Annotated in this window: 20 protein-coding genes and 1 riboswitch; of the genes, 9 read left to right on the forward strand and 11 right to left on the reverse strand. The window is 69.8% G+C overall.

Annotated features, from left to right (window positions below):
• The first annotated feature begins 187 nt into the window (after window positions 1–187).
• Window positions 188–290, forward strand: a riboswitch (adenosylcobalamin-variant (AdoCbl-variant) riboswitch).
• A 151-nt stretch (window positions 291–441) separates the two neighbouring features.
• Entirely contained in the window at window positions 442–2,853 is a 2,412-nt protein-coding gene (locus tag ACZ3IC_RS06040; RefSeq protein ID WP_467413000.1) for a ribonucleoside-diphosphate reductase subunit alpha, read from the forward strand.
• Window positions 2,853–3,890, forward strand: coding sequence for a ribonucleotide-diphosphate reductase subunit beta (locus tag ACZ3IC_RS06045; RefSeq protein ID WP_467413002.1), 1,038 nt, complete (start codon window positions 2,853–2,855; stop codon window positions 3,888–3,890). The genes ACZ3IC_RS06040 and ACZ3IC_RS06045 overlap by 1 nt, the downstream gene beginning before the upstream one ends.
• A gap of 131 nt (window positions 3,891–4,021) precedes the next feature.
• Here ACZ3IC_RS06045 and ACZ3IC_RS06050 read toward each other — a convergent pair whose 3' ends face one another.
• From ACZ3IC_RS06050 to ACZ3IC_RS06090, 9 genes are all read right to left on the reverse strand, one after another.
• On the reverse strand, window positions 4,022–4,759 hold the full coding sequence (locus ACZ3IC_RS06050) for a D-Ala-D-Ala carboxypeptidase family metallohydrolase (RefSeq protein ID WP_467413003.1): 738 nt from the start codon (window positions 4,757–4,759) through the stop codon (window positions 4,022–4,024).
• A 171-nt stretch (window positions 4,760–4,930) separates the two neighbouring features.
• Window positions 4,931–5,569, reverse strand: a complete 639-nt coding sequence (gene def, locus ACZ3IC_RS06055; RefSeq protein WP_467413005.1) for a peptide deformylase — start codon at window positions 5,567–5,569, stop codon at window positions 4,931–4,933.
• 104 nt (window positions 5,570–5,673) lie between these two features.
• On the reverse strand, window positions 5,674–6,663 hold the full coding sequence (locus tag ACZ3IC_RS06060; protein ID WP_467413008.1) for a tetratricopeptide repeat protein: 990 nt from the start codon (window positions 6,661–6,663) through the stop codon (window positions 5,674–5,676).
• Window positions 6,664–6,754: 91 nt separating this feature from the next.
• Window positions 6,755–8,050, reverse strand: coding sequence for an HD-GYP domain-containing protein (locus ACZ3IC_RS06065; RefSeq protein ID WP_467413010.1), 1,296 nt, complete (start codon window positions 8,048–8,050; stop codon window positions 6,755–6,757).
• Window positions 8,047–9,522 carry an HD-GYP domain-containing protein gene (locus ACZ3IC_RS06070; protein WP_467413012.1) on the reverse strand — a complete coding sequence of 492 codons (1,476 nt, stop codon included), beginning with the start codon at window positions 9,520–9,522 and terminating at the stop codon, window positions 8,047–8,049. Before ACZ3IC_RS06070 ends, ACZ3IC_RS06065 begins: the two co-directional genes overlap by 4 nt.
• 155 nt (window positions 9,523–9,677) lie before the next feature.
• Complete coding sequence (gene rsrA, locus ACZ3IC_RS06075; protein ID WP_467413015.1) at window positions 9,678–9,998, reverse strand: mycothiol system anti-sigma-R factor; 321 nt, start codon at window positions 9,996–9,998, stop codon at window positions 9,678–9,680.
• Window positions 9,995–10,651 carry a sigma-70 family RNA polymerase sigma factor gene (locus ACZ3IC_RS06080; RefSeq protein ID WP_467413173.1) on the reverse strand — a complete coding sequence of 219 codons (657 nt, stop codon included), beginning with the start codon at window positions 10,649–10,651 and terminating at the stop codon, window positions 9,995–9,997. The genes rsrA and ACZ3IC_RS06080 overlap by 4 nt, the downstream gene beginning before the upstream one ends.
• Before the next feature lie 300 nt (window positions 10,652–10,951).
• Window positions 10,952–11,602, reverse strand: coding sequence for an alpha/beta hydrolase family protein (locus tag ACZ3IC_RS06085; protein ID WP_467413016.1), 651 nt, complete (start codon window positions 11,600–11,602; stop codon window positions 10,952–10,954).
• A gap of 17 nt (window positions 11,603–11,619) precedes the next feature.
• Window positions 11,620–12,435 (reverse strand): SOS response-associated peptidase, encoded by an 816-nt coding sequence (locus ACZ3IC_RS06090; RefSeq protein WP_467413019.1) that lies wholly within the window; start codon window positions 12,433–12,435, stop codon window positions 11,620–11,622.
• Between the two features lie 65 nt (window positions 12,436–12,500).
• On the opposite strand from ACZ3IC_RS06090, the gene ACZ3IC_RS06095 reads away from it, so the two are divergent.
• The 4 genes from ACZ3IC_RS06095 to ACZ3IC_RS06110 all read left to right on the forward strand — a co-directional run bounded on the left by ACZ3IC_RS06095 (window position 12,501) and on the right by ACZ3IC_RS06110 (window position 16,093).
• Window positions 12,501–13,214, forward strand: a complete 714-nt coding sequence (locus ACZ3IC_RS06095; RefSeq protein ID WP_467413021.1) for a M50 family metallopeptidase — start codon at window positions 12,501–12,503, stop codon at window positions 13,212–13,214.
• 130 nt (window positions 13,215–13,344) lie between these two features.
• Complete coding sequence (aroA, locus tag ACZ3IC_RS06100) at window positions 13,345–14,661, forward strand: 3-phosphoshikimate 1-carboxyvinyltransferase (RefSeq protein WP_467413022.1); 1,317 nt, start codon at window positions 13,345–13,347, stop codon at window positions 14,659–14,661.
• 3 nt (window positions 14,662–14,664) lie between these two features.
• Window positions 14,665–15,681 carry a ribosome small subunit-dependent GTPase A gene (gene rsgA, locus ACZ3IC_RS06105; RefSeq protein WP_467413024.1) on the forward strand — a complete coding sequence of 339 codons (1,017 nt, stop codon included), beginning with the start codon at window positions 14,665–14,667 and terminating at the stop codon, window positions 15,679–15,681.
• Window positions 15,682–15,769: 88 nt separating this feature from the next.
• Window positions 15,770–16,093: a DMT family transporter gene (locus ACZ3IC_RS06110; RefSeq protein ID WP_467413026.1), complete on the forward strand. Its 324-nt coding sequence runs from the start codon at window positions 15,770–15,772 to the stop codon at window positions 16,091–16,093.
• Window positions 16,094–16,175: 82 nt separating this feature from the next.
• Here ACZ3IC_RS06110 and ACZ3IC_RS06115 read toward each other — a convergent pair whose 3' ends face one another.
• Window positions 16,176–16,790: a TetR/AcrR family transcriptional regulator gene (locus tag ACZ3IC_RS06115; protein ID WP_467413029.1), complete on the reverse strand. Its 615-nt coding sequence runs from the start codon at window positions 16,788–16,790 to the stop codon at window positions 16,176–16,178.
• A gap of 122 nt (window positions 16,791–16,912) precedes the next feature.
• Here ACZ3IC_RS06115 and hisN point away from each other — a divergent pair, with 122 nt between their 5' ends.
• Entirely contained in the window at window positions 16,913–17,713 is an 801-nt protein-coding gene (hisN, locus tag ACZ3IC_RS06120; RefSeq protein WP_467413031.1) for a histidinol-phosphatase, read from the forward strand.
• Window positions 17,714–17,875: 162 nt separating this feature from the next.
• Entirely contained in the window at window positions 17,876–18,280 is a 405-nt protein-coding gene (locus ACZ3IC_RS06125; protein ID WP_467413033.1) for a CBS domain-containing protein, read from the forward strand.
• Window positions 18,281–18,559: 279 nt separating this feature from the next.
• On the opposite strand, the gene ACZ3IC_RS06130 is transcribed toward ACZ3IC_RS06125, so the two are convergent.
• Complete coding sequence (locus tag ACZ3IC_RS06130; protein ID WP_467413035.1) at window positions 18,560–20,011, reverse strand: catalase; 1,452 nt, start codon at window positions 20,009–20,011, stop codon at window positions 18,560–18,562.
• Between the two features lie 161 nt (window positions 20,012–20,172).
• On the opposite strand from ACZ3IC_RS06130, the gene ACZ3IC_RS06135 reads away from it, so the two are divergent.
• Window positions 20,173–20,592 (forward strand): Fur family transcriptional regulator, encoded by a 420-nt coding sequence (locus tag ACZ3IC_RS06135; protein ID WP_467413038.1) that lies wholly within the window; start codon window positions 20,173–20,175, stop codon window positions 20,590–20,592.
• Window positions 20,593–20,759: the final 167 nt, after the last annotated feature.

Below are 20,759 nucleotides of genomic sequence, written 5' to 3' on the forward strand. Positions count from 1 at the left end.
CCGCACCGACGCCGGCCGACGGCCCGTCGAGCCCCCTTCAGCGGGGCGCGGCGGGCCGTCCGTGCGATCGGGCCCAACGGTCCGGGAGAGGGCCGTACGGCTTGCTCTGCGGGCCCGACTTGGGCTGTGCGACACAACATGTGGGGGCTGTCTCATCCGACGGCCCCCACATGTATGCTCATGCTCGCTGTCGCCGCAGGGAAATCCGGTGCGAATCCGGAACTGTCCCGCAACGGTGTATTCGGTGCGCTTTTGCGCACCATCGACTCAGTCCGAGGACCTGCCGACAGCGCATCCGGCTCGACCGAACCGGATGCCAGACGTCCGGGCCTCGCGGATGGGCCGGTGGACGCCGTACGGAGTGCTGCCCCGACGCGGGCCCGCCTCTGCCCGGCTGCCCCGTTCCCCGCCGGCCCCGAGCCGAGCGAGGGAGAGCACCACGTGACCATCGCGCCAGCCGATCCGGCTTCAGTCGCCGTGTCCGAAGCGGCCGAGTCCGAGGGAACCGCACACGACGGACCGGGGACCGCACTGCTGCGGACCCTGACCGACCTCACCGTCGATCTGCCCGACACCGACCCCGGTCGCGTCGCCGCCGCCGCGCTGCGCGGCCGCAACGCCCGGTCGGACGAGGCCGAGCTGCGCTCGCTGGCCACCGAGGCCGCCGCGGGGCTCATCTCCGAGGACCCCGCGTACTCCCGGCTCGCGGCCAGGCTCCTGACCCGCACCATCGCGGACGAGGCGGCCGGTCAGGGCGCGGTCTCCTTCTCCGCCTCGGTCGCCGTCGGGCACCGCGAGGGCCTGATCGCGGACCGTACCGCCGAGTTCGTCGCGCTGCACGCGGCCACTCTCGACGCGCTGGTGGAGCGTTCACTCGCCGACGGCGCCGACGACCGCTTCGGCTACTTCGGGCTGCGGACCCTGCACAGCCGCTATCTGCTGCGCCACCCGCACACCCGCCAGGTCATCGAAACGCCCCAGCACTTCATGCTGCGCGTCGCGGCCGGTCTCGCCGAGGACGATTCGCAGCGCGCCCTGGACGAAGTCGCCGCTCTGTACGGGCTGATGAGCCGGCTCGACTATCTGCCGTCCTCGCCGACCCTGTTCAACTCCGGTACCCGGCACCCGCAGATGTCCTCCTGCTATCTGCTGGACTCCCCGCTCGACGAGCTCGACTCGATCTACGACCGATACCACCAGGTGGCGCGGCTCTCGAAGCACGCGGGCGGCATCGGTCTCTCGTACTCCCGCATCCGCGCCCGCGGTTCGCTGATCCGCGGCACCAACGGGCACTCCAACGGCATCGTGCCGTTCCTGAAGACGCTCGACGCCTCCGTCGCCGCGGTCAACCAGGGGGGCCGCCGCAAGGGCGCCGCCGCCGTCTACCTGGAGACCTGGCACGCGGACATCGAGGAGTTCCTGGAGCTGCGCGACAACACGGGTGAGGACCAGCGGCGTACGCACAACCTCAACCTGGCGCACTGGATCCCGGACGAGTTCATGCGCCGGGTCGACGCGGACCGCGACTGGTCGCTGTTCTCGCCTGCCGATGTGCCCGAGCTCGTCGACCTGTGGGGAGACGAGTTCGACGCCGCGTACCGGGCCGCCGAGACCAAGGGGCTGGCCCGCAAGTCGATGCCGGCCCGTGAACTGTACGGCCGGATGATGCGTACCCTCGCCCAGACCGGACAGGGCTGGATGACGTTCAAGGACGCCTCGAACCGGACCGCGAACCAGACCGCCGAGCCGGGCCGCGTCGTCCACTCGTCGAATCTGTGCACCGAGATCCTCGAAGTCACCGATGACGGCGAGACGGCCGTCTGCAACCTGGGTTCGGTCAACCTCGGCGCGTTCGTCACCGATGGTGGCATCGACTGGGAGCGGCTGGACGCGACTGTCCGTACCGCCGTGACCTTCCTCGACCGGGTCGTCGACATCAACTTCTACCCGACCGAGCAGGCCGGCCGGTCCAATGCGAAGTGGCGCCCCGTCGGTCTGGGGGCCATGGGTCTCCAGGACGTCTTCTTCCAGCTGCGGCTGCCGTTCGACTCCCCCGAGGCCCGCGCGCTCTCCACGAAGATCTCCGAGCGGATCATGCTCGCGGCGTACGAGGCGTCCTGCGGGCTCGCCGAGCGCTCGGGCCCGCTGCCCGCGTGGTCCCAGACGCGTGCCGCGCGCGGTGTGCTGCACCCCGACCACTACGACACCGAGCTGAACTGGCCGGAGCGCTGGGCCGCCCTGCGCACCCGGATCGCGAAGACCGGGATGCGCAACTCGCTGCTGCTCGCCATCGCGCCGACGGCGACGATCGCCTCGATCGCGGGTGTGTACGAGTGCATCGAGCCGCAGGTGTCCAACCTCTTCAAGCGCGAGACGCTCAGCGGTGAGTTCCTCCAGGTCAACGCATACCTGGTGGAGGAGCTGAAGCAGCTCGGCGTGTGGGACGCGCGGACCCGTGAGGCGCTGCGCGAGGCAAGCGGTTCCGTACAGGACTTCGCCTGGATTCCACAGGAGGTGCGGGCGCTGTACCGCACGGCGTGGGAGATCCCGCAGCGCGGACTGATCGACATGGCGGCGGCGCGGACGCCGTTCCTCGACCAGAGCCAGTCGCTGAACCTGTTCCTGGAGACGCCGACGATCGGCAAGCTCTCCTCGATGTACGCGTACGCCTGGAAGCAGGGGCTGAAGACGACGTACTACCTGCGCTCGCGCCCGGCGACCCGGATCGCCCGTGCGGCCTCCGGCCAGGCAGCTGCCGCCGCCCCCATTCCCGTACAGCAGGCCCAGGCTCCCGACGCGGACGCCATCGCCTGCTCCCTCGAAAACCCCGAGTCCTGCGAGGCCTGCCAGTGATGAGCTCGACCAACTCCGAGAAGAACCTGCTCGACCCGGGCTTCGAACTGACCCTGCGCCCCATGCGCTACCCGGACTTCTACGAGCGCTACCGCGACGCGATCAAGAACACCTGGACGGTGGAGGAGGTCGACCTCCACTCCGATGTCGCCGACCTCGCCAAGCTGTCCCCCGGCGAGCAGCACATGATCGGCCGGCTCGTCGCGTTCTTCGCGACGGGTGACTCGATCGTCTCCAACAACCTCGTGCTGACGCTGTACAAGCACATCAACTCCCCCGAGGCACGGCTGTATCTGTCGCGGCAGCTCTTCGAGGAGGCTGTGCACGTCCAGTTCTATCTGACGCTGCTCGACACCTATCTGCCCGATCCGGACGACCGTGCCGCCGCGTTCGACGCGGTCGAGGAGATCCCGTCCATTCGTGAGAAGGCGCAGTTCTGCTTCAAGTGGATGGTCGCCCTGGATGGGCAAGGAGGGGTCGAGAAGATCGAGCGCCTGGAGACCAAGGCCGACCGCCGCCGCTTCCTGCTGAACCTGATCTGCTTCGCGGCGTGCATCGAGGGGCTGTTCTTCTACGGCGCGTTCGCGTACGTCTACTGGTTCCGCTCGCGGGGTCTGCTGCACGGTCTCGCCACAGGCACCAACTGGGTGTTCCGTGACGAGACGATGCACATGAACTTCGCGTTCGAGGTCGTGGACACCGTCCGCAAGGAGGAGCCGGACCTCTTCGACGACGAGCTCCAGCGGCAGGTCACCGACATGCTGAAGGAGGCCGTCGACGCGGAGCTGCAGTTCGGCCGCGATCTGTGCGGTGACGGGCTGCCGGGCATGAACACCGAGTCCATGCGCCAGTACCTGGAGTGCGTGGCCGACCAGCGGCTCACCCGGCTGGGCTTCCCGGCGGTCTACGGCTCCGAGAATCCGTTCGCGTTCATGGAGCTGCAGGGCGTGCAGGAGCTGACGAACTTCTTCGAGCGCCGACCGTCCGCCTACCAGGTGGCGGTGGAGGGCTCGGTCGCCTTCGACGACGACTTTTAGGGCCAGCTTCTGAGGCAGGAGCGCCGCGCAGCCGTCACGGCTGCGCGGCGAGGGCCGCCTGACTGCGGCGGCACGGAGAAAAGCCCGGTGTGCCCGGTCCGGACGGACCGGGCACACCGGGCTCTCGTGCGTCAGATGCCGCAGTTCGGCGCCGACCAGAAGTGGCTGGGGCCCTGGTTGACGTGGATGTGGTCGTCGTGGCCCGGGTAGCCGGGGCCGAGGATCCCGTTGAAGCCGTGGTTGCGGGCCTGCTTGGCGAGGGTGCACAGGGAGTGCGGTCCTGCGCCCAGGTCGGCCGCGTCCCCGTAGAGATGACGGCTGTTGGACGCGCCGCCGACCGCGCTGTTGCAGGAGGTGGAGCGGAAACCGCTGGTGATCCGGATCGACTGGTCACCGAGCGCGTGCCGCAGTGCCTCCAGCTTCCACATGGTGCTCAGCGCGTTGGCCTTCGCCGTGCCCGCCGCGACGGCACCACCCGCCCAGGTCGTATTGCACTGGTTGTGCTCGGCGTACGTGAAGTGGATCGGGGTGCAGTCGTTGTCCTGGAGCTCATAGATCTTGGCCTGGGTGGCCGGGCCCGCGATGCCGTCGGCAGTTAGGCCGTAGGCGGCCTGGAAGCGCTTGACGGCAGCGGTGGTGGCCGGACCGTAGGAGCCGTCGACCGCGAGTACGGAGTTGTAGCCGGGGTAGCCGGCCACCCGTATCTGGAGCTGGACGACATCGTTGCCGGTGGCGCCGGGGGACAGCGTGCGGGTCCAGGTGTAGCAGCCGTCGGCCTGCGCGGTACCGGCGGTCACCACGGCCCCACCCAAGGCGAAAGCCATGGTCATGACAAGGCCGAGCAGTACTCGTGCGGTGCGTCTGAGCATGAGGGGGCTCCCTACCACGACGGAGATATGGGGAGAGAGCTTGTCGGACGAGTCGATGCGCGTCAACTACGCACAGCAAAACCGCAGTTGACGATCGACCGAAGAAAAGAACCGGCGGGCCCGGTCTCCCTCACAGGGGAGACCGGGCCCGCTCGGCGGCACACCGGATGCTCAGTCGTTCGGCACGATCTCGTAGCGCGGCGTGTTCTCCGCCATCTGCCGCAGCGCGTCCTTGCGGTCCCGCTTCGAGAGCCGGTCGATGTACAGGTATCCGTACAGATGGTCCGTCTCGTGCTGGAGGCAGCGGGCGAAGTAGCCGTAGCCCCGGATCTTCACCGGGTTGCCCTTGGCGTCCTGTCCGCGGACCACCGCGTAGTCCGGGCGAGCCAGCGGGGCGTACGCCGTCGGGACGGAGAGGCAGCCCTCGTTGGAGTCGTCCAGGACCCGGTCCTCGGGCGCCAGCTCCTCCAGCACCGGATTGCAGACGACGCCCACATGCCGCACGCCGTCGTCGTCCGGGCAGTCGTAGACGAAGACCTTCAGGTCGACGCCGATCTGGCTGGCGGCCAGGCCCACGCCCTCCGCCGTCCGCTGGCTCGCGAACATGTCGTCGATCAGCCGGCCCAGCTCGTCGTCGAACTCGGTGACGTCCTTGCACTCCTTGTGCAGCACCGGGTTGCCCACGACCGTGATCGGACGGGAGGTGCCGCGCTCGCGATATGCCGTCTCGCGCGCCTCACAGTCCTCGGTGTCCACGACGAAACCTTCGTCGTCGACGCTGATCTGCTCGTCCGTCTCCTGCTGCACCATGTCCGCCGTACGCCTTCCTCAAAACCTGATCCCGGACGTCCGAAGGACCGGGGCCCGGGCACCCGAGCACCGCCATCGGTGCCCGTACAGCCTACGGGCACCGGTCAGCAGACTTCTTCGAGATCCCGCCACTCACGGCTTTCCGGGCTGTCCGCCACCCAGCCGTCCAGCAGTCCGCGCACCAGCCCGGCCGGTGCGGCTATCCCGCACTCGCGCTCGGGCACCCACAGCTCACCGGCGGTGCGGTGCCCCAGCGGGCCCGGATGCCCCGGCTCGCTGTGGTCGTGCGGGTCCAGGTGCTCGCCGTCCTCGTCGCTCTCCATCCGGCTCTCCGAACAGGCCCGGCAGAGCAGCCGCACTGAGGACGACCAGTCCTCGGCGGCGAATCCGGCGTCGGACGCCAGTTGCTCCAGGGCGTCCCGGTCCGCCTCGGTGGCCGCTTCGAGCAGCACCACCCAGGTGGGTACGGGGGACGGCGCCCACAGCTCGATCTCGTCGAAGACGGGGTACGAGGGTCCGGCCGCGGTGACCCGCTCGCCGTGCGGCACACCGTCGTGCAGGACGACCTCGCCCCAGCGGCGGCCGGACGACGGCAGCGGGATGGAGAGCACCTCCATCCGGGCCGGATCGAGCCTGCGGCCCCAGACGACCTCGGCCTCGCCCTCCGGCGACAGCCGTACCGCGGCGCTGCCCAGCTCCATGCCGACCGGCTCGCTGTTGGCCGCCGAGGTGTGCTGGCCGGCGCCCGGCACCTTCAGGCCGTACGCCTGCCAGGCGCGGCGCGCCAGCGGCCAGTCCTGCAGTGCGGTGGCGGCGATCCCGACGTTCCACCAGTCCGGAGCGCCTGATTCCTTGTCGAGCAGCGCGACGGCCCTCAGGCCGGCGGCTCTCGCCTGTTCCCAGTCATGCCGGAATTTGTGCAGCAGCGCCAGGTTGAACCATGACTCCGAGAGCCAGGGCTCCAGGTCCGCCGCACGTGTCAGCAGTGCGCCCGCGTCCTCGTACCGGCCGTCGCCGATCAGCGTGAACGCGCGGTCCGTGGCCTGCCGCCAAGAGGCGGAGGGCCGATGCCGTACCTTCCCGAAGATCCTCACGATTCCCGCCTGTCCCGACTGGACACCCTCGTTTTCCGCTCTTCTTCGCATCCAACCATGCCAGGCCGGACGCTCGCTCATTACCCATGGGTTACCCAGGCAGGACGGGGGTCAGACCGCCCCGGGCCAGGACCCGGGCCAGTGATTCCACGACCTCGGGCTGATAGTCGTGACCGGTACCGAGCCTGAGTTGTTCCAGCGCGCCCAGCGGCCCGATGAGACCTTCCCCGGAGAGGTCGTCGTATGCGTTGACGGCCCTGACGATCCTGGCGGACAGTGGTTGCTCCCGGTAGGGGTCCGCCTGCCGCTCCACCACGACGGCGACCTCGGTGTCCACCCCGGTCTGCCGGACCACGGCCCCGCCGAGCAGCGCGATGCGGCGCTGCTCGGCGGCGGGCAGGGTGGCCGTCGCCCCGTCCGGGACCGGGTCGACGAGGGAGAGCTGACCGATGTCGTGCATCAGGGCCGCGTACTCCAGCACGGTCAGCTCGCTCCCGGAGAGCCCCAGCTCGCGGCCGACGGCCGTGCAGAGCACCGCGACCCTGCGGGCATGCCCGTGCGGGGTGTATCCGGCGATCTCGGTGGACCGGGCGAGCGAGGTGATCGTCTGCCGGTAAGTGGTGCGCACGGCGACGAACCGGCGGAACGAGACCTGGGCCAGCAACAGGGGTACGCACAGGACGGGCAGCACCCACAGCCCCGCGACGGCGACCCCGAGGGCCATCACGACCCCGGTCGCGCAGACCGCCGAACCGATGCCGATGAGGGCGCGCAGCTCGTCGCGGAGAAGCGGCCCGTAGGGGAGGGGGGTACCTCCCATGCTCTTGAAGCTATGGGGGACGGTGCGCGAACGCAGCAGCAGGGCCGCGAGCACGGCGTCGCACAGAGCGGTCAGGACGAGGAGCAGGAGCGGGAAGAGCACGTAGTACGGGCCTTCGCCGAGCCGACCCGCGGTACGGCCGGAGTCGTGCAGCGGCTGGAAGCACACGGCGGCGTAGGTGACGGTCAGGATGCGGCGGGCCACCCGGTCGGGTGCCAGTCCGCTGCCGCGCGCCACGTGGGGCACACAGGCGACGAGCTGTGCCGCGACGAGTACGGCGATCACCTGGAGGACACCGTGCCCGGTGGGTTCGGCTCCGCTGCGGCCGAGAAGGGCGTACGCGAGTGCTCCGGCGGCTCCGAGCGGTGCGGGCTCGCGCTCGCCGGGCAGCGCGCCCCAGCGGGCCAGTTCACCGACGGTGATGAGCACCCCGAAGGCGAGGGCGTGGCCGGGGTCGTGGACGCCGTCCCAGATGGTGTGGCCGAGCCCGGCGACGGCGAGCACGGCGGCTGTGCCACGGACGGCGAGGACGGCGGGGGGTAACGCCTGTCGCCGGGTGCGGGTCACCGGGGGCGGTCCACGGACGACTGCGGACCGGGAACGACAGGATCAAGCCCGCCCGCGGGCGCCGTCTCCAACCCGCCGGTGGGCGCCGTCTCCAACCCATCCGGCGACGGAGAACAAACCGGCCCCCGGGCAGCCACGGAGCCCCCGCCCGCCCTCCGCTGCCTCGGGATCGCCTCCTCCGCCGTCACGACCGTGGTCGCCGCCGACCATCCGTGCCGGTCCAGCGCCCGCACCAGCGCCCGCACCATCTGCGGATCGAACTGCGTACCCGCACACCGCTTCAGCTCCTCCAGCGCCGCAGGCACCGGCCTCCCCCTCCGGTACGACCGGGTCGATGTCATCGCGTCGAAGGCGTCCGCCACCGCGACGACCCGTGCGAACTCGGGGATCTCCCGCCCGCTGAGCCCGTACGGGTAGCCGCTGCCGTCGAGCCGTTCGTGGTGGTGCAGGATCGCGGCCCGTGCCTCGCCGAGAAAGCCGATACCCCGGACGATCTCGTGCCCGTACTCCGGATGCAGTTCGATCATCCGCCGTTCCTCCGGGGTGAGCGGCCCGTCCTTGCGGAGCACCCTGGTCGGGACGCCGAGCTTGCCGACGTCGTGCAGGATGCCGGCGAACCGGAGGACCTCCAGGCGGCCCTGGTCCATGCCCAGTTCACGGGCGATGAGGGCGGAGGCCTGTCCGACCCGTTCGCTGTGACCGCGGGTGTACGTGTCCTTGATGTCGACGGCCTGTACCAGCGCCCTGATGGTGGCGCGGTGGGCGGCGTGCTCGCGGTGGTACTGGGCGAAGACCCAGCAGGAGATGTACATCGGCAGCAGGACGACGAGCGCGGACAGCGGCCCGTACGGACCGCGCCACAGGACGGCCATCATCAGTCCGGCGAGTCCGTGCACCAGATGCGGGCCCATCGAGCGGGACAGCAGTCCGCTCCAGGCACGCCGGACGGGGAGCCGCTCGGCCGCGACCAGGATGGAACCGTCCAGAGCGGTCAGGACGAGGCTGAAGGCCAGGGCGGCCGCGCAGGCGGGCAGCAGCGCGTACGGGAGGTCGGGGAGCCGGCCGGGGCCGCCGAGCGTGACGGCGCCGCCGAGCAGACCGTGAACGGACGAGGCCGCCCAGACGGTGACGGCGAGCTGCGCGGCCCGCCAGACACGCCGGGCGGTGGCGGGCGGGGTCTCCACCGGGCCGACGAGCGATCCAGGGATCGCGACCAGGGCGGCCGCGGCGGGCGGCAGCAGAAAGGCGGCGGCGAGCAGCAGCGGGAAGAACGACCCGGCGCTGATCGGCACGGAGCTGCCGAAGAAGAGGCAGCGCCCGGGGAGTTCACAGGCCAGATAGAGGCCGGTGAGCAGTCCGACGGTGGCCCACGGGGTCCCGGTGCCCGTGCCCAGCGCGGGGAACACACAGGACAGGGCACAGACCACAGCCGCCAGAATGTACGCGCGCGCCGCCCCGCGTGTGGCTCTCACCCGCCCGGCCCGCCCCCCAACATGGTCAATGGAGGCGCCAGGCTAGCGAGTTGTGTGTCCTTTCGAGCCGCGATGAGCCCGATTAGCACATTCGGGTGATGTGCGGGGGACGCGACCGATACGGGGGCGCGGCTACATGTGGCAGCCGCCGGGCGTCACTCCTTGGCGGCGGTCGGCTGACCGGTCTCCGAAGCCGTCACGTCCAGCTCGGGCACCGCCTGCCCCGAGCGGATCAGATCGATCCGACCCATCACCTTGGAGCGCAGATCGGTCGGCACGTCGTCCTGGCCGCAGCAGCGCTTCACCAGCTTCTTCACGGCCTGTTCCAGGCCGTACTTCTCCAGGCACGGGGAGCACTCCTCGAAGTGCTCCTCGAACTTGGTGCAGTCACTGTCGGGCATCTCGTGATCGAGAAACTCGTAGAGATGATCGAGGACCTCTGAGCAGTCCGTCTCGTGCGGCTCTCCGCAGCTCATGAGCCCGAGCCTTTCCGATCGTCCGACTCTCCGGCACCGGCGGCAACGAGCCCGCGCTCACGGGCGTAGTCCTCCAGCATGCCGCGCAGTTGGCGGCGGCCCCGGTGCAGTCGGGACATCACCGTACCGATGGGAGTCCCCATGATGTCCGCGATCTCCTTGTAGGCAAAGCCCTCTACATCGGCGAGATACACAGCGATGCGGAACTCTTCGGGGATCGCCTGCAGAGCGGACTTCACATCCGAGTCGGGCAGGTGGTCGAGCGCCTGCGACTCGGCGGAACGCAGACCCGTCGACATGTGCGACTCGGCACGCGCCAGCTGCCAGTCCTCGATCTCCTCGGCGGCGCTGCGCTGAGGTTCGCGCTGCTTCTTGCGGTACGAGTTGATGAACGTGTTGGTGAGGATGCGGTACATCCACGCCTTGAGGTTGGTGCCCTCGCGGAACTGGTGGAAGGAGCCGTACGCCTTGGCATACGTCTCCTGGACCAGGTCCTCGGCGTCTGCGGGGTTGCGCGTCATGCGCAGCGCGGCCGAGTACATCTGGTCGAGGAAACCGAGCGCGTCCCGCTCGAAGCGCGCGTTGCGCTCGGCAGTCGTCTCCTGTGCGCGGCCGTCGTCGGTCCCTGTGTCGGTCCCAGTGACCGGACCCACCTCCTCCAACGCTGTGGCGGAGCCGAAACCGGACCCGCTCGAATCGGAGAATAGTCGACCTTGCTTCGATACGGGCTGTCGATCCGATCCGCTCAGTGCCCGCTCGGGAGTGGCCTTGGCCGCATGCAGCACCGTCCACTCCAGGTCGGCGGCGTTCGAGCGGCGCGGGCAGATGGTCGAACCCATGCGACGGACTCCCTCTCCACATACGACGTTGATGTACCGATGTCACCGACAACAGTGGCCTCTCGCTCAACATTCCCGGAGGTGTGACCGGCTCCGCCCGCGGGGCGGCGTATGTCACACGAGGGTGGCCAGCCACGCGGTCACGGCGTCGGTGAGGACCTCCATGGCCTGATCCTCGGTCAGACCGGACTTCTTGGGTACGGCGAACCCGTGGTCGCCGTACGGCACCTCGGTGATCTCGTACTTCCCCGGGGGGAATTCGGCGGGCCGCCCGAACGGGTCGTTGCCGCCCTGCACGACCAGCGTGGGTACGCCGGAACCGAGGAGCTCGTCCTTGCGGGATTTCTCCGGCCTTCCCGGCGGGTGCAGCGGGAAGCTGAGCGCGAGGACGGCGTGGGCGCCGAGCTCTGTCGCCGTACGGCAGGCCACCCGGGCCCCGGCGCTGCGCCCGCCCGCGACGACGGGCAGCCCCGGGGCGGTGAGCGCGGGCCACAGGCCCCGCCATCCGGTGTCCAGGGTCTTCGGGGCGGGCGCGAGCTTCTTCCCGGCGACCCGCCACGGCTGCTCCACCAGGGCGACGGTCACCCCGTGGACGGGCAGCGCGGCGGCCAGGGCCCGGAGGTCACGGGTCTCGATGCCGCCGCCCGCGCCATGGCTGACGGCGAGCACCAGGCGGGCGTTCTCCGCGGGCAGCCAGGTGATCCTGGCCGGCCCGGCATCCGTGTCGAACGTCTCGACGGTACGGCCTGTCTCTGTAGGACTCACGCGCCCATCCTGCCCGGTCAGAAGAGCGTGCTCGCTTCCGGCGCGGCCAGCTCCTCCACCAGCTCGGGACCGTTGTTGCGGACGTTGCTGACGGCCGTGGCCACCGGATAGGCCCGCATCAGCCCGCCCGGCGGCGGTGCGAGCAGTGCCTTCAGCTCCTCGATGTCGGTGCGTGTCGGGTCGAGCCAGGCGTCCCACCGGTCCGGGGTCAGCATCAGCGGCATCCGGGGGTGGATGTCGGCGAGCGCGGCCGGGCCCTCGGCGGGGGCGACGGCGAGCGGGGTGGTCTCCGCCTCGGTCGTGATCACCGAGCAGGTCACCCACCAGGCCATCGGGTGGTCGTCCGGAAGGGTCCTGTCGCGCCAGAACTCGTACAGTCCGGCCATCGCGAAGACCGATCCGTCGGCGGGCGTCACGAAGTAGGGCTGCTTGCGCGGCCGCTTCTTCTTCCCTTTCTCCTCAAGCCGCCGTTCGTCCGCGCCGGTGACCCACTCGTAGTAGCCGTCGGCAGGCAGGATGCAGCGCCGGGAGACGAAGGGGCGGCGGAAGGACGGCTTCTCGTGGACCGTCTCCGCGCGGGCGTTGATCATGCGTGCGGCGCCCTCGGGGGACTTCGCCCAGGACGGTACGAGCCCCCATTTCAGGGCGCGCAGCTGGCGAACCGGACGCTGATCGTCTGCGTCTTTCAAGGGGCGTTCCAGTACGACGTAGACCTCCTTGGTCGGCGCCACGTTCCAATCGGGCGCCAGGGTCTCCTCCGGTTCCCACTTCTCGACCTGGAAGAGTCCGGTCAGATCCTCGGGTCGCCGACTCGCTGCATACCGTCCGCACATAAGTGCCAGACTGCCACGACCGTCACGACGACAAAACGCCGATACCGCAAGGAGTCGCCCACGCCATGGACAACACCGATCTGGGCAATCTGTGGGACCGCGTCTTCGGCACCCAGCCCGCGCCCGAGCAGTGGCTGGTGGTGGTGACCGGCACGCTCGCGCTGATAGCCGTCGTACCGAACCTGATATGGCGGCTGACCCGCAACGCGATCACCATCGCGCACGAGGGCGGGCACGGGCTGATCGCGCTGCTCACCGGACGGCAGCTGTCCGGCATCCGGCTGCACTCGGACACCAGCGGGCTGACGGTCAGCCGCGGCAAGCCGACCGGCATAGGGATGATCCTGACCGCGGCGGCGGGCTACACCGCCCCGCCGCTGCTGGGGCTGGGCGGGGCGTGGCTGCTGGTCAACGGCAGGATCACGCTGTTGCTGTGGCTGGCCACAGCGCTGCTCGCGGTGATGCTGGTGGTGATCCGCAATGTGTACGGGGCGCTGACGGTGATCTTCACCGGTTCGACCTTCCTGCTGGTGTCCTGGCTGGCCTCGCCCGCCGTGCAGTCGCTGTTCGCGTACACCGTGGTCTGGTTCCTGCTGCTCGGCGGCGTACGTCCGGCCTTCGAGCTCCAGTCGAAGCGGCGGCACGGCGGTGCGCCGGACTCGGACGCGGACCAGTTGTCGCGGCTGACGGATGTGCCGGCCGCGCTCTGGCTGTTCCTCTTCCACGCGGTGTCGCTCTGCTCACTGATCGGCGGCGGGGGCTGGCTGCTCGGTCTGTGAAGGGCGGTACCGCCCGGCGACACGTACCACGCTTGTATGGGGGGCGACACGTACCACGCTTGTATTACGCGCTGCTTCCGACCCATTTGATCGAGATTCGGGTTTGCGGTGAGCCACTAAAGTGAGGTCCATGACCGAAAGTTCCGTGCACCCCGCCCTCTGGCCCGCCCCGCATGCGAGTGGGGCCGTCGACGCGACCGTCACCGTGCCCGGATCGAAATCGGTCACCAATCGCGCCCTGGTCCTCGCCGCTCTCGCCGCCGAGCCCGGCTGGCTGCGCCGACCGCTTCGCTCCCGCGACACCTTGCTGATGGCCGAGGCGCTGCGCGCGCTGGGCGTCGGCATCGAGGAGGGCCTCGGCCCGGAAGGCTCCGGCGAGGTCTGGCGGGTCATCCCGGCCGGCCTGCACGGCCCCACCACGGTCGACGTCGGCAATGCCGGCACGGTCATGCGCTTCCTGCCGCCGGTCGCGGCCCTGGCCGACGGTCCGATCCATTTCGACGGCGACCCCCGTTCGTACGAGCGCCCGCTGAACGGCGTGATCGACGCGCTGCGGGTGCTGGGCGCCCGGATCGACGACGACGGGCGCGGCTCGCTGCCGATGACCGTGCACGGCGGCGGGGCGCTGGACGGCGGAACGGTGACGATCGACGCTTCCTCGTCCTCCCAGTTCGTCTCGGCGCTGCTGCTGTCGGCGCCGCGCTACAACCAGGGGGTGGAGGTGCGTCACACCGGCGCCAGGCTCCCCTCCATGCCGCACATCCGGATGACCGTCGACATGCTGCGCGCCGTCGGCGCCCAGGTCGACGAGCCGGAGACGGGCGGCGAGCCGAACGTCTGGCGGGTCTCCCCCTCCGCCCTGCTCGGCCGCGATCTGACCGTGGAGCCCGACCTCTCCAACGCCCAGCCGTTCCTCGCCGCCGCGCTGGTCACCGGCGGGCGGGTCACCATCCCCGACTGGCCCGAGCGCACCACCCAGCCCGGCGACGCCCTGCGGGAGATCTTCACCGCGATGGGCGGCAGCTGCGAGCTGACCGAGCGCGGCCTCACATTCACCGGTTCGGGCCGTGTCCACGGCATCGACGTCGACCTCGGCGAGGTCGGTGAGCTCACCCCGGGTATCGCGGCGGTCGCGGCCCTCGCCGACGGCCCGTCCACCCTGACCGGTGTCGCCCATCTGCGGCTGCACGAGACGGACCGGCTCGCCGCGCTCACCAAGGAGATCAACGAGCTCGGAGGCGATGTCACCGAGACCGCCGACGGTCTCCGCATCCGGCCCAGGCCGCTGCACGGCGGTACCTTCCATACGTACGACGACCACCGGATGGCAACCGCGGGGTCGATCATCGGCCTTGCCGTCCCCGGAGTGGAGATCGAGAACGTGGCGACTACCGCCAAGACCCTGCCGGACTTCCCGCAGATGTGGACCGGAATGCTCGGGGCCTGAGACATGCGCCGCTATGGCAAGAACCCCGACGAGGACGACATCCGGTTCCGCCCCAACCCGAAGGGCAACCGGCCTCGTACGCATACCCGCCCGAAGCACGAGGACGCCGAGGAGGGCATGGTCCTCACCGTCGACCGCGGCCGCCTCACCTGTCTCGTCGACGGCCGTACGGTCATGGCGATGAAGGCCCGTGAGCTGGGCCGGAAGGCCGCCGTGGTGGGGGACACCGTCTCCATCGTCGGCGATCTGTCCGGCGCCAAGGACACCCTCGCCCGTATCGTCCGCATCGGTGAGCGCCGCTCGGTACTGCGCCGGACCGCTGACGACGACGATCCGTACGAGCGGGTGGTCGTCGCCAACGCCGACCAGCTGGCGATCGTCACCGCGCTGGCCGATCCGGAACCCCGCCCGCGGATGATCGACCGCTGTCTGGTCGCCGCGTACGACGGCGGACTGAGCCCGCTCCTGGTTCTCACCAAGTCCGACCTGGCCTCCCCGGACAAGCTGCTGGAGGCATACACCCCGCTGGGCGTCCCGTTCATCGTCACCAGCCGCGAGGAGCTGGAGAACGGCGACGCGGCAGACCGGGTCCGTGACCAGCTGCGCGACCGGGTCACCGCCTTCGTCGGGCACTCCGGTGTCGGAAAGACGACGCTGGTCAACGCGCTCGTACCGAAGGACCGACGGCGTACCACCGGGGTGGTCAACGCGGTCACCGGCCGTGGCCGGCACACCACCACATCGGCGCTGGCGCTCCCCCTGCCCGACTACCGCGGCTGGGTGATCGACACCCCCGGCGTGCGCTCCTTCGGGCTCAACCACATCGACCCGTCCCGGGTGATCCACGCGTTCTTGGACCTGAAGCCCGGCGCCGAGGACTGCCCGCGCGGCTGCACCCATGACAGTCATGAACCGGAGTGCGCTCTGGACGCCTGGGTCGCGGACGGCCACGCCGATCCGGCGCGGCTGGATTCGCTGCGGCGGCTGCTCTCCACCCGGGAACGACGCGAAGGCGACTGACCCGGGCACGTTTGCGATCTGCTGCCGCAGGTAAGTGCATAATCACACCCAGCGTGGCAAAGGCGGTCACCGAAGCGGGAGGTCACTGATGGCGTGGCTGCTGGTCGTGGTCGCAGGACTTCTGGAGACCGGCTTCGCCGTCTGCCTGAAGCTCTCGCACGGCTTCACCCGGCTCTGGCCGACCATCGCGTTCTGCGTCTTCGCCCTCGGCAGCTTCGGTCTGCTGACGCTGGCGCTGAAGAAACTCGACGTGGGGCCCGCCTACGCTGTGTGGACGGGCATCGGCGCGACGGGCACCGCGATCTACGGCATGGTCTTCCTCGGCGACGTGGTCTCCACCCTCAAGCTGGTCTCGATCTCCCTGGTGATCGTCGGAGTGATCGGGCTCCAGCTCTCGGGCTCGTCCCACTGACCACGCGTCGCGCTCACACCGTGACGACCGTGCCCGTGAAGTGGCACGCGGCTGTGTGACCGGCGCCCGCACCGACCGGCGCTCACCGGGCAGGCCGCCGCTCCAGCGCCTCGCGCACCAGCGGCACCGACTCCCCCTCCGTCCCCGAGGGCGCCGGCACCAGCGCGTAGCTCAGTGCGAGCCGCAGCGCGATCTCGCAGGTCACGGCCAGTGCCTCCGGGTCGTGCGGTGGCCCTCCCTCGCCGAGGGCGGCCACCGCGCGTTCCCTGACCTGGCCGAGCAACTCGGCGGGCGTCGGCGTCCCGGCGTCGGCACGCCGCTGGGCGGGCACGAGCGAGGCGGTCGGCGCCGCGGGACGTACGGGACGGGGTAATCGCTCACCCCAGCAGCCCGTGAGCAACCCCCTGACCAGACCGTTCGCACGAACGGCCCGGACGGTCCAGGCAGCGGTGGCGACCAGTCCGTCCCCCGTACCGCCGGCTGATCCCAGTGCCCGCTCGACACCGGCCAGATAGCCGTCGGCGGCGCTTCGGACCAGGGCACGGGCCAGGCCGTCCTTGCTTCCGAACTCGTTGTAGAGGGTCTGTCGGGACACCCCGGCGGCGGACGCGACATCGACCATGCGCACCGCCGACCAGGGCAGGGTCGCCAGCGCCGAGAGGGCGGCGTCCAGCAATGCTTCTCGCGCCGTGGGCATCGTCGCCTCCCGCGCCAAGGGCTCTGCGTCCCAGAGTTGACGCGCTCTTGGGGACTGTCAATGGCCCGCGCGGCTCCGGTGTCCTGTAGCCCTGTTCACCTTGCGGTCGATACTGTGACGACATGCCCGACTACCACGATGATCTGCGCCTCGCCCATGTGCTGGCGGACGCCGCCGACGCGGCGACGATGGACCGGTTCAAGGCTCTGGACCTCAAGGTCGAGACCAAGCCGGACATGACGCCGGTGAGCGAGGCCGACAAGGCCGCCGAGGAGCTGATCCGCGGCCACCTCCATCGGGCGCGCCCGCGCGATGCGATTCTGGGCGAGGAGTTCGGAATCGAGGGAACCGGCCCGCGCCGCTGGGTCGTCGACCCGATCGACGGCACCAAGAACTACGTACGCGGAGTGCCGGTCTGGGCGACGCTGATCTCGCTGATGGAAGCGGGTGAAGAGGGCTTCCAGCCGGTGGTCGGTGTGGTCTCGGCCCCCGCGCTGAACCGGCGCTGGTGGGCGGCGAAGGGTGCGGGCGCGTTCTCGGGCCGCAGCCTGACCTCCGCGACCCGGCTGCAGGTGTCGAAGGTGGAGCGGATCGCGGACTCCTCGTTCGCGTACGCGTCGCTCAGCGGCTGGGAGGAACAGGGCCGGCTCGACGGTTTCATGGATCTGACCAGGGCCTGCTGGCGCACTCGCGGGTACGGGGACTTCTGGCCGTACATGATGGTCGCCGAGGGATCGGTCGACATCTGCGCGGAGCCGGAGCTCTCGCTCTGGGACATGGCCGCGAACGCGATCATCGTCCAGGAAGCGGGCGGGAAGTTCACCAGCCTGGACGGGGTGTCCGGCCCCGGCGGCGGCAATGCGGCGGCCTCGAACGGACTGCTCCACCACGAACTGCTGGGTTATCTGAACCAGCGCTACTGATCGGGATCACGCTCCCGAGGGGCGTCCCGCACCACCGCACGCCCCTCGGACGATCACGCCCCCCTTGTTCCGGTCCCACATCAATGCAACCCTGAGAGTCCCCCGCTTGTGAACTCGTGAATCGACTCACACAGTCGCTTCACGAAGGAGGTGGCTCCCTTCATGCTCGTCCGTGACGCCATGAGCACACTGGTCCTCACCATCGGCCCCGCCCATACGCTCCGCCAGGCCGCCCGGCTGATGTCGGTCCGACACGTCGGAGCCGCCGTCGTCCTCGACCGGGACACCAGCGGGCTCGGCATACTCACCGAGCGCGACATACTCAACGCGGTCGGCGCCGGTCAGAATCCCGATGTCGAGACCGCCGCCACGCACACCACCACCGATGTGGTCTTCGCCGCGCCCTCCTGGACTCTGGAAGAGGCCGCGGAGGCCATGACGCACGGCGGGTTCCGCCATCTGATCGTGCTGGACGACCACGGGCCCGTCGGCATCGTCTCGGTCCGCGACATCCTGCGTTGCTGGGCGCCCACCAGGCGCCGCCACCACGCGGAACTCGTCGGCTGAGCCCCACGAACGACCGGTGGGCCGGCCCCTCCGAAAAGGAGACCGTCCCACCGTCGACGACAGGCGCCCGTACCGGGAGGGCCCCTCCCGGCAAGCTTGGCCCGGCCGCGCCGCCCAGCACGCACGCTCGCGGCGTGTCGGCCAAAAGCCCTGGTGGCTCCTTCCCCAAGCTCTCAACGTCGTTCGAGCAGGGAAGACCCCGTCCAAGGACTTCCGGCCGCCCGGCGATCGCGCGCGCTGGACGACGCCTATTCCGGGCAAACACCGCCGGTCACAGCACTAGCCGCGGAGGGCCTGGACCGCGGCCTCCAGACGCTTGCCGAAGTCGCCGTCCGCCTGGCGGAAGTTGTTGATCGCGCGCTCGGCGATGTCGTCGCGCGACACCTTGGCGATGAACCCGGCGAGGTTCTCGATCAGCCGGGCCTTCTCGTCCTCGGAGAAGAGCCGGTAGAGGTCTCCGGCCTGCACGAAGTCGTTGTCCTCGGCGTGGCTCGGGGCCACGTGCGTACCGATCTCACCCGTGACCGAGGTGGGTTCCCACAGCGGCCGGTCCGTCTGGACCGGGCCGCCGAAGCTGTTCGGCTCGTAGTTCTTCGCACCCTTGTGGCGGCCGTCGTACAGGTAGCCGTCACGGCTGTTGGTGCGCGCCTCGGTGGCGTGCGGGCGGTTCACCGGCAGGTGGTCGGCGTTGATGCCGACGCGATAGCGGTGGGCATCGCCGTACGCGAAGAGACGGCCCTGGAGCATCTTGTCGGGGGACGGACCGATGCCCGGCACGAAGTGCGCGGGGCTGAAGATCGACTGCTCGGTCTCCGCGAAGACGTTCTCCGGGTTGCGGTTGAGCTCCAGCTTCCCGATCTCGATCGGCGGGTAGTCCGCGTGCGGCCACACCTTGGTGAGGTCGAACGGGTTGAAGCGGTACGTGGCCGCCTCGGCCGCCGGCATGATCTGGACCTGCACCGTCCAGGACGGGAAGTCGCCGCGCTCTATCGCCTCGCGCAGATCGCGCTGGTGGCTGTCCGGGTCCTCACCGGCGAGCTTGTTGGCCTCGGCCTGGGTGAGGTTCTTGATGCCCTGGTCGGTCTTGAAGTGGTACTTGACCCAGAAGACCTCGCCGGCCTCGTTGTTCCACTGGTACGTGTGCGAGCCGTACCCGTTCATGTGGCGCAGCGTCGCCGGGATGCCACGGTCGCCGAAGAGCCAGGTCACCTGGTGGGTGGACTCGGGCGACAGACCCCAGAAGTCCCAGACGTTGTCAGCCTCCTGCGAGCCGGTGTACGGGTCGCGCTTCTGGGTGTGGATGAAGTCCGGGAACTTGATGGCGTCCTTGATGAAGAACACCGGGGTGTTGTTGCCGACGAGGTCGTAGTTGCCCTCTTCGGTGTAGAACTTCAGCGCGAAGCCGCGGGGGTCACGCACCGCGTCGGCCGAGCCGAGGCTGCCCGCGACGGTCGAGAAGCGCAGGAACGTCTCGGTCTGCTTGCCGACCTCGGAGAGGAACTTCGCCCGCGTCCACTGCGAGACGTCGCGGGTCAGCGTGAACGTGCCGTACGCGCCGGCGCCGCGGGCGTGGACGATGCGCTCCGGAATGCGCTCACGGTTGAAGTGCGCGAGCTTTTCCAGCAGCGACTGGTCCTGCACCAGGACCGGACCACCGACGCCCGCGGTCTGGCTGTTCTGGTTGTCGGCGACCGGCGCGCCGGCCTCCGTGGTGAGCGGTCCCTGCGTCACGTGCGCCTCCTGCGTCGTTCCTGCACATTCGTCATGTCCTGCACAGCCAGTCACTTGGCGTATGCCGGTCCCGATCCTACAATGGACATAGTCTAAGTCAAGTGGACATCCAAACTCACATCTGTTCGGGACCTGGTCCCCCCACTGTTAGGCTTGTGCTTATGAGTGACCTGTTGGAACGACTTCGCGGACGCGGCTGGCGCATGACTGCGCAGCGGCGCGTCGTGGCCGAGGTCCTCGACGGGGACCATGTGCACCTGACGGCTGACGAGGTCCACGCACGGGCCGTCGCCAAGCTGCCCGAGATCTCCCGCGCCACCGTCTACAACACCCTGGGCGAGATGGTGACGCTCGGTGAGGTCATCGAGGTCTCCACGGATCGCCGGGCCAAGAGGTACGACCCGAACGCGCACCGCCCCCACCACCACCTCGTCTGCGCGAACTGCGGCACCATCCGCGACGTGCACCCGGCGGGCGACCCGCTGGCCGATCTACCGAGCGACGAGCGGTTCGGTTTCACGGTCTCCAATGTCGAGGTGACCTACCGCGGCATCTGCCCGAACTGCGCCGCGACGACCTGAGTTCTGCCACGGAGGGCCCCGGCGCGAGCATCACGCGCACCGGGGCCTTCCGCGTGAACGCCTCCCGGGGATGGCACGCATCCCCGCCCCCACCCCGCGCGCACCCCCTTCCCGAATCTGACGGGTAGTCATATCGTCGGCGGCGATCACGTCCGCCCCGCGGCGGA

Source organism: Streptomyces sp. NPDC002958 (genome assembly GCF_055563255.1).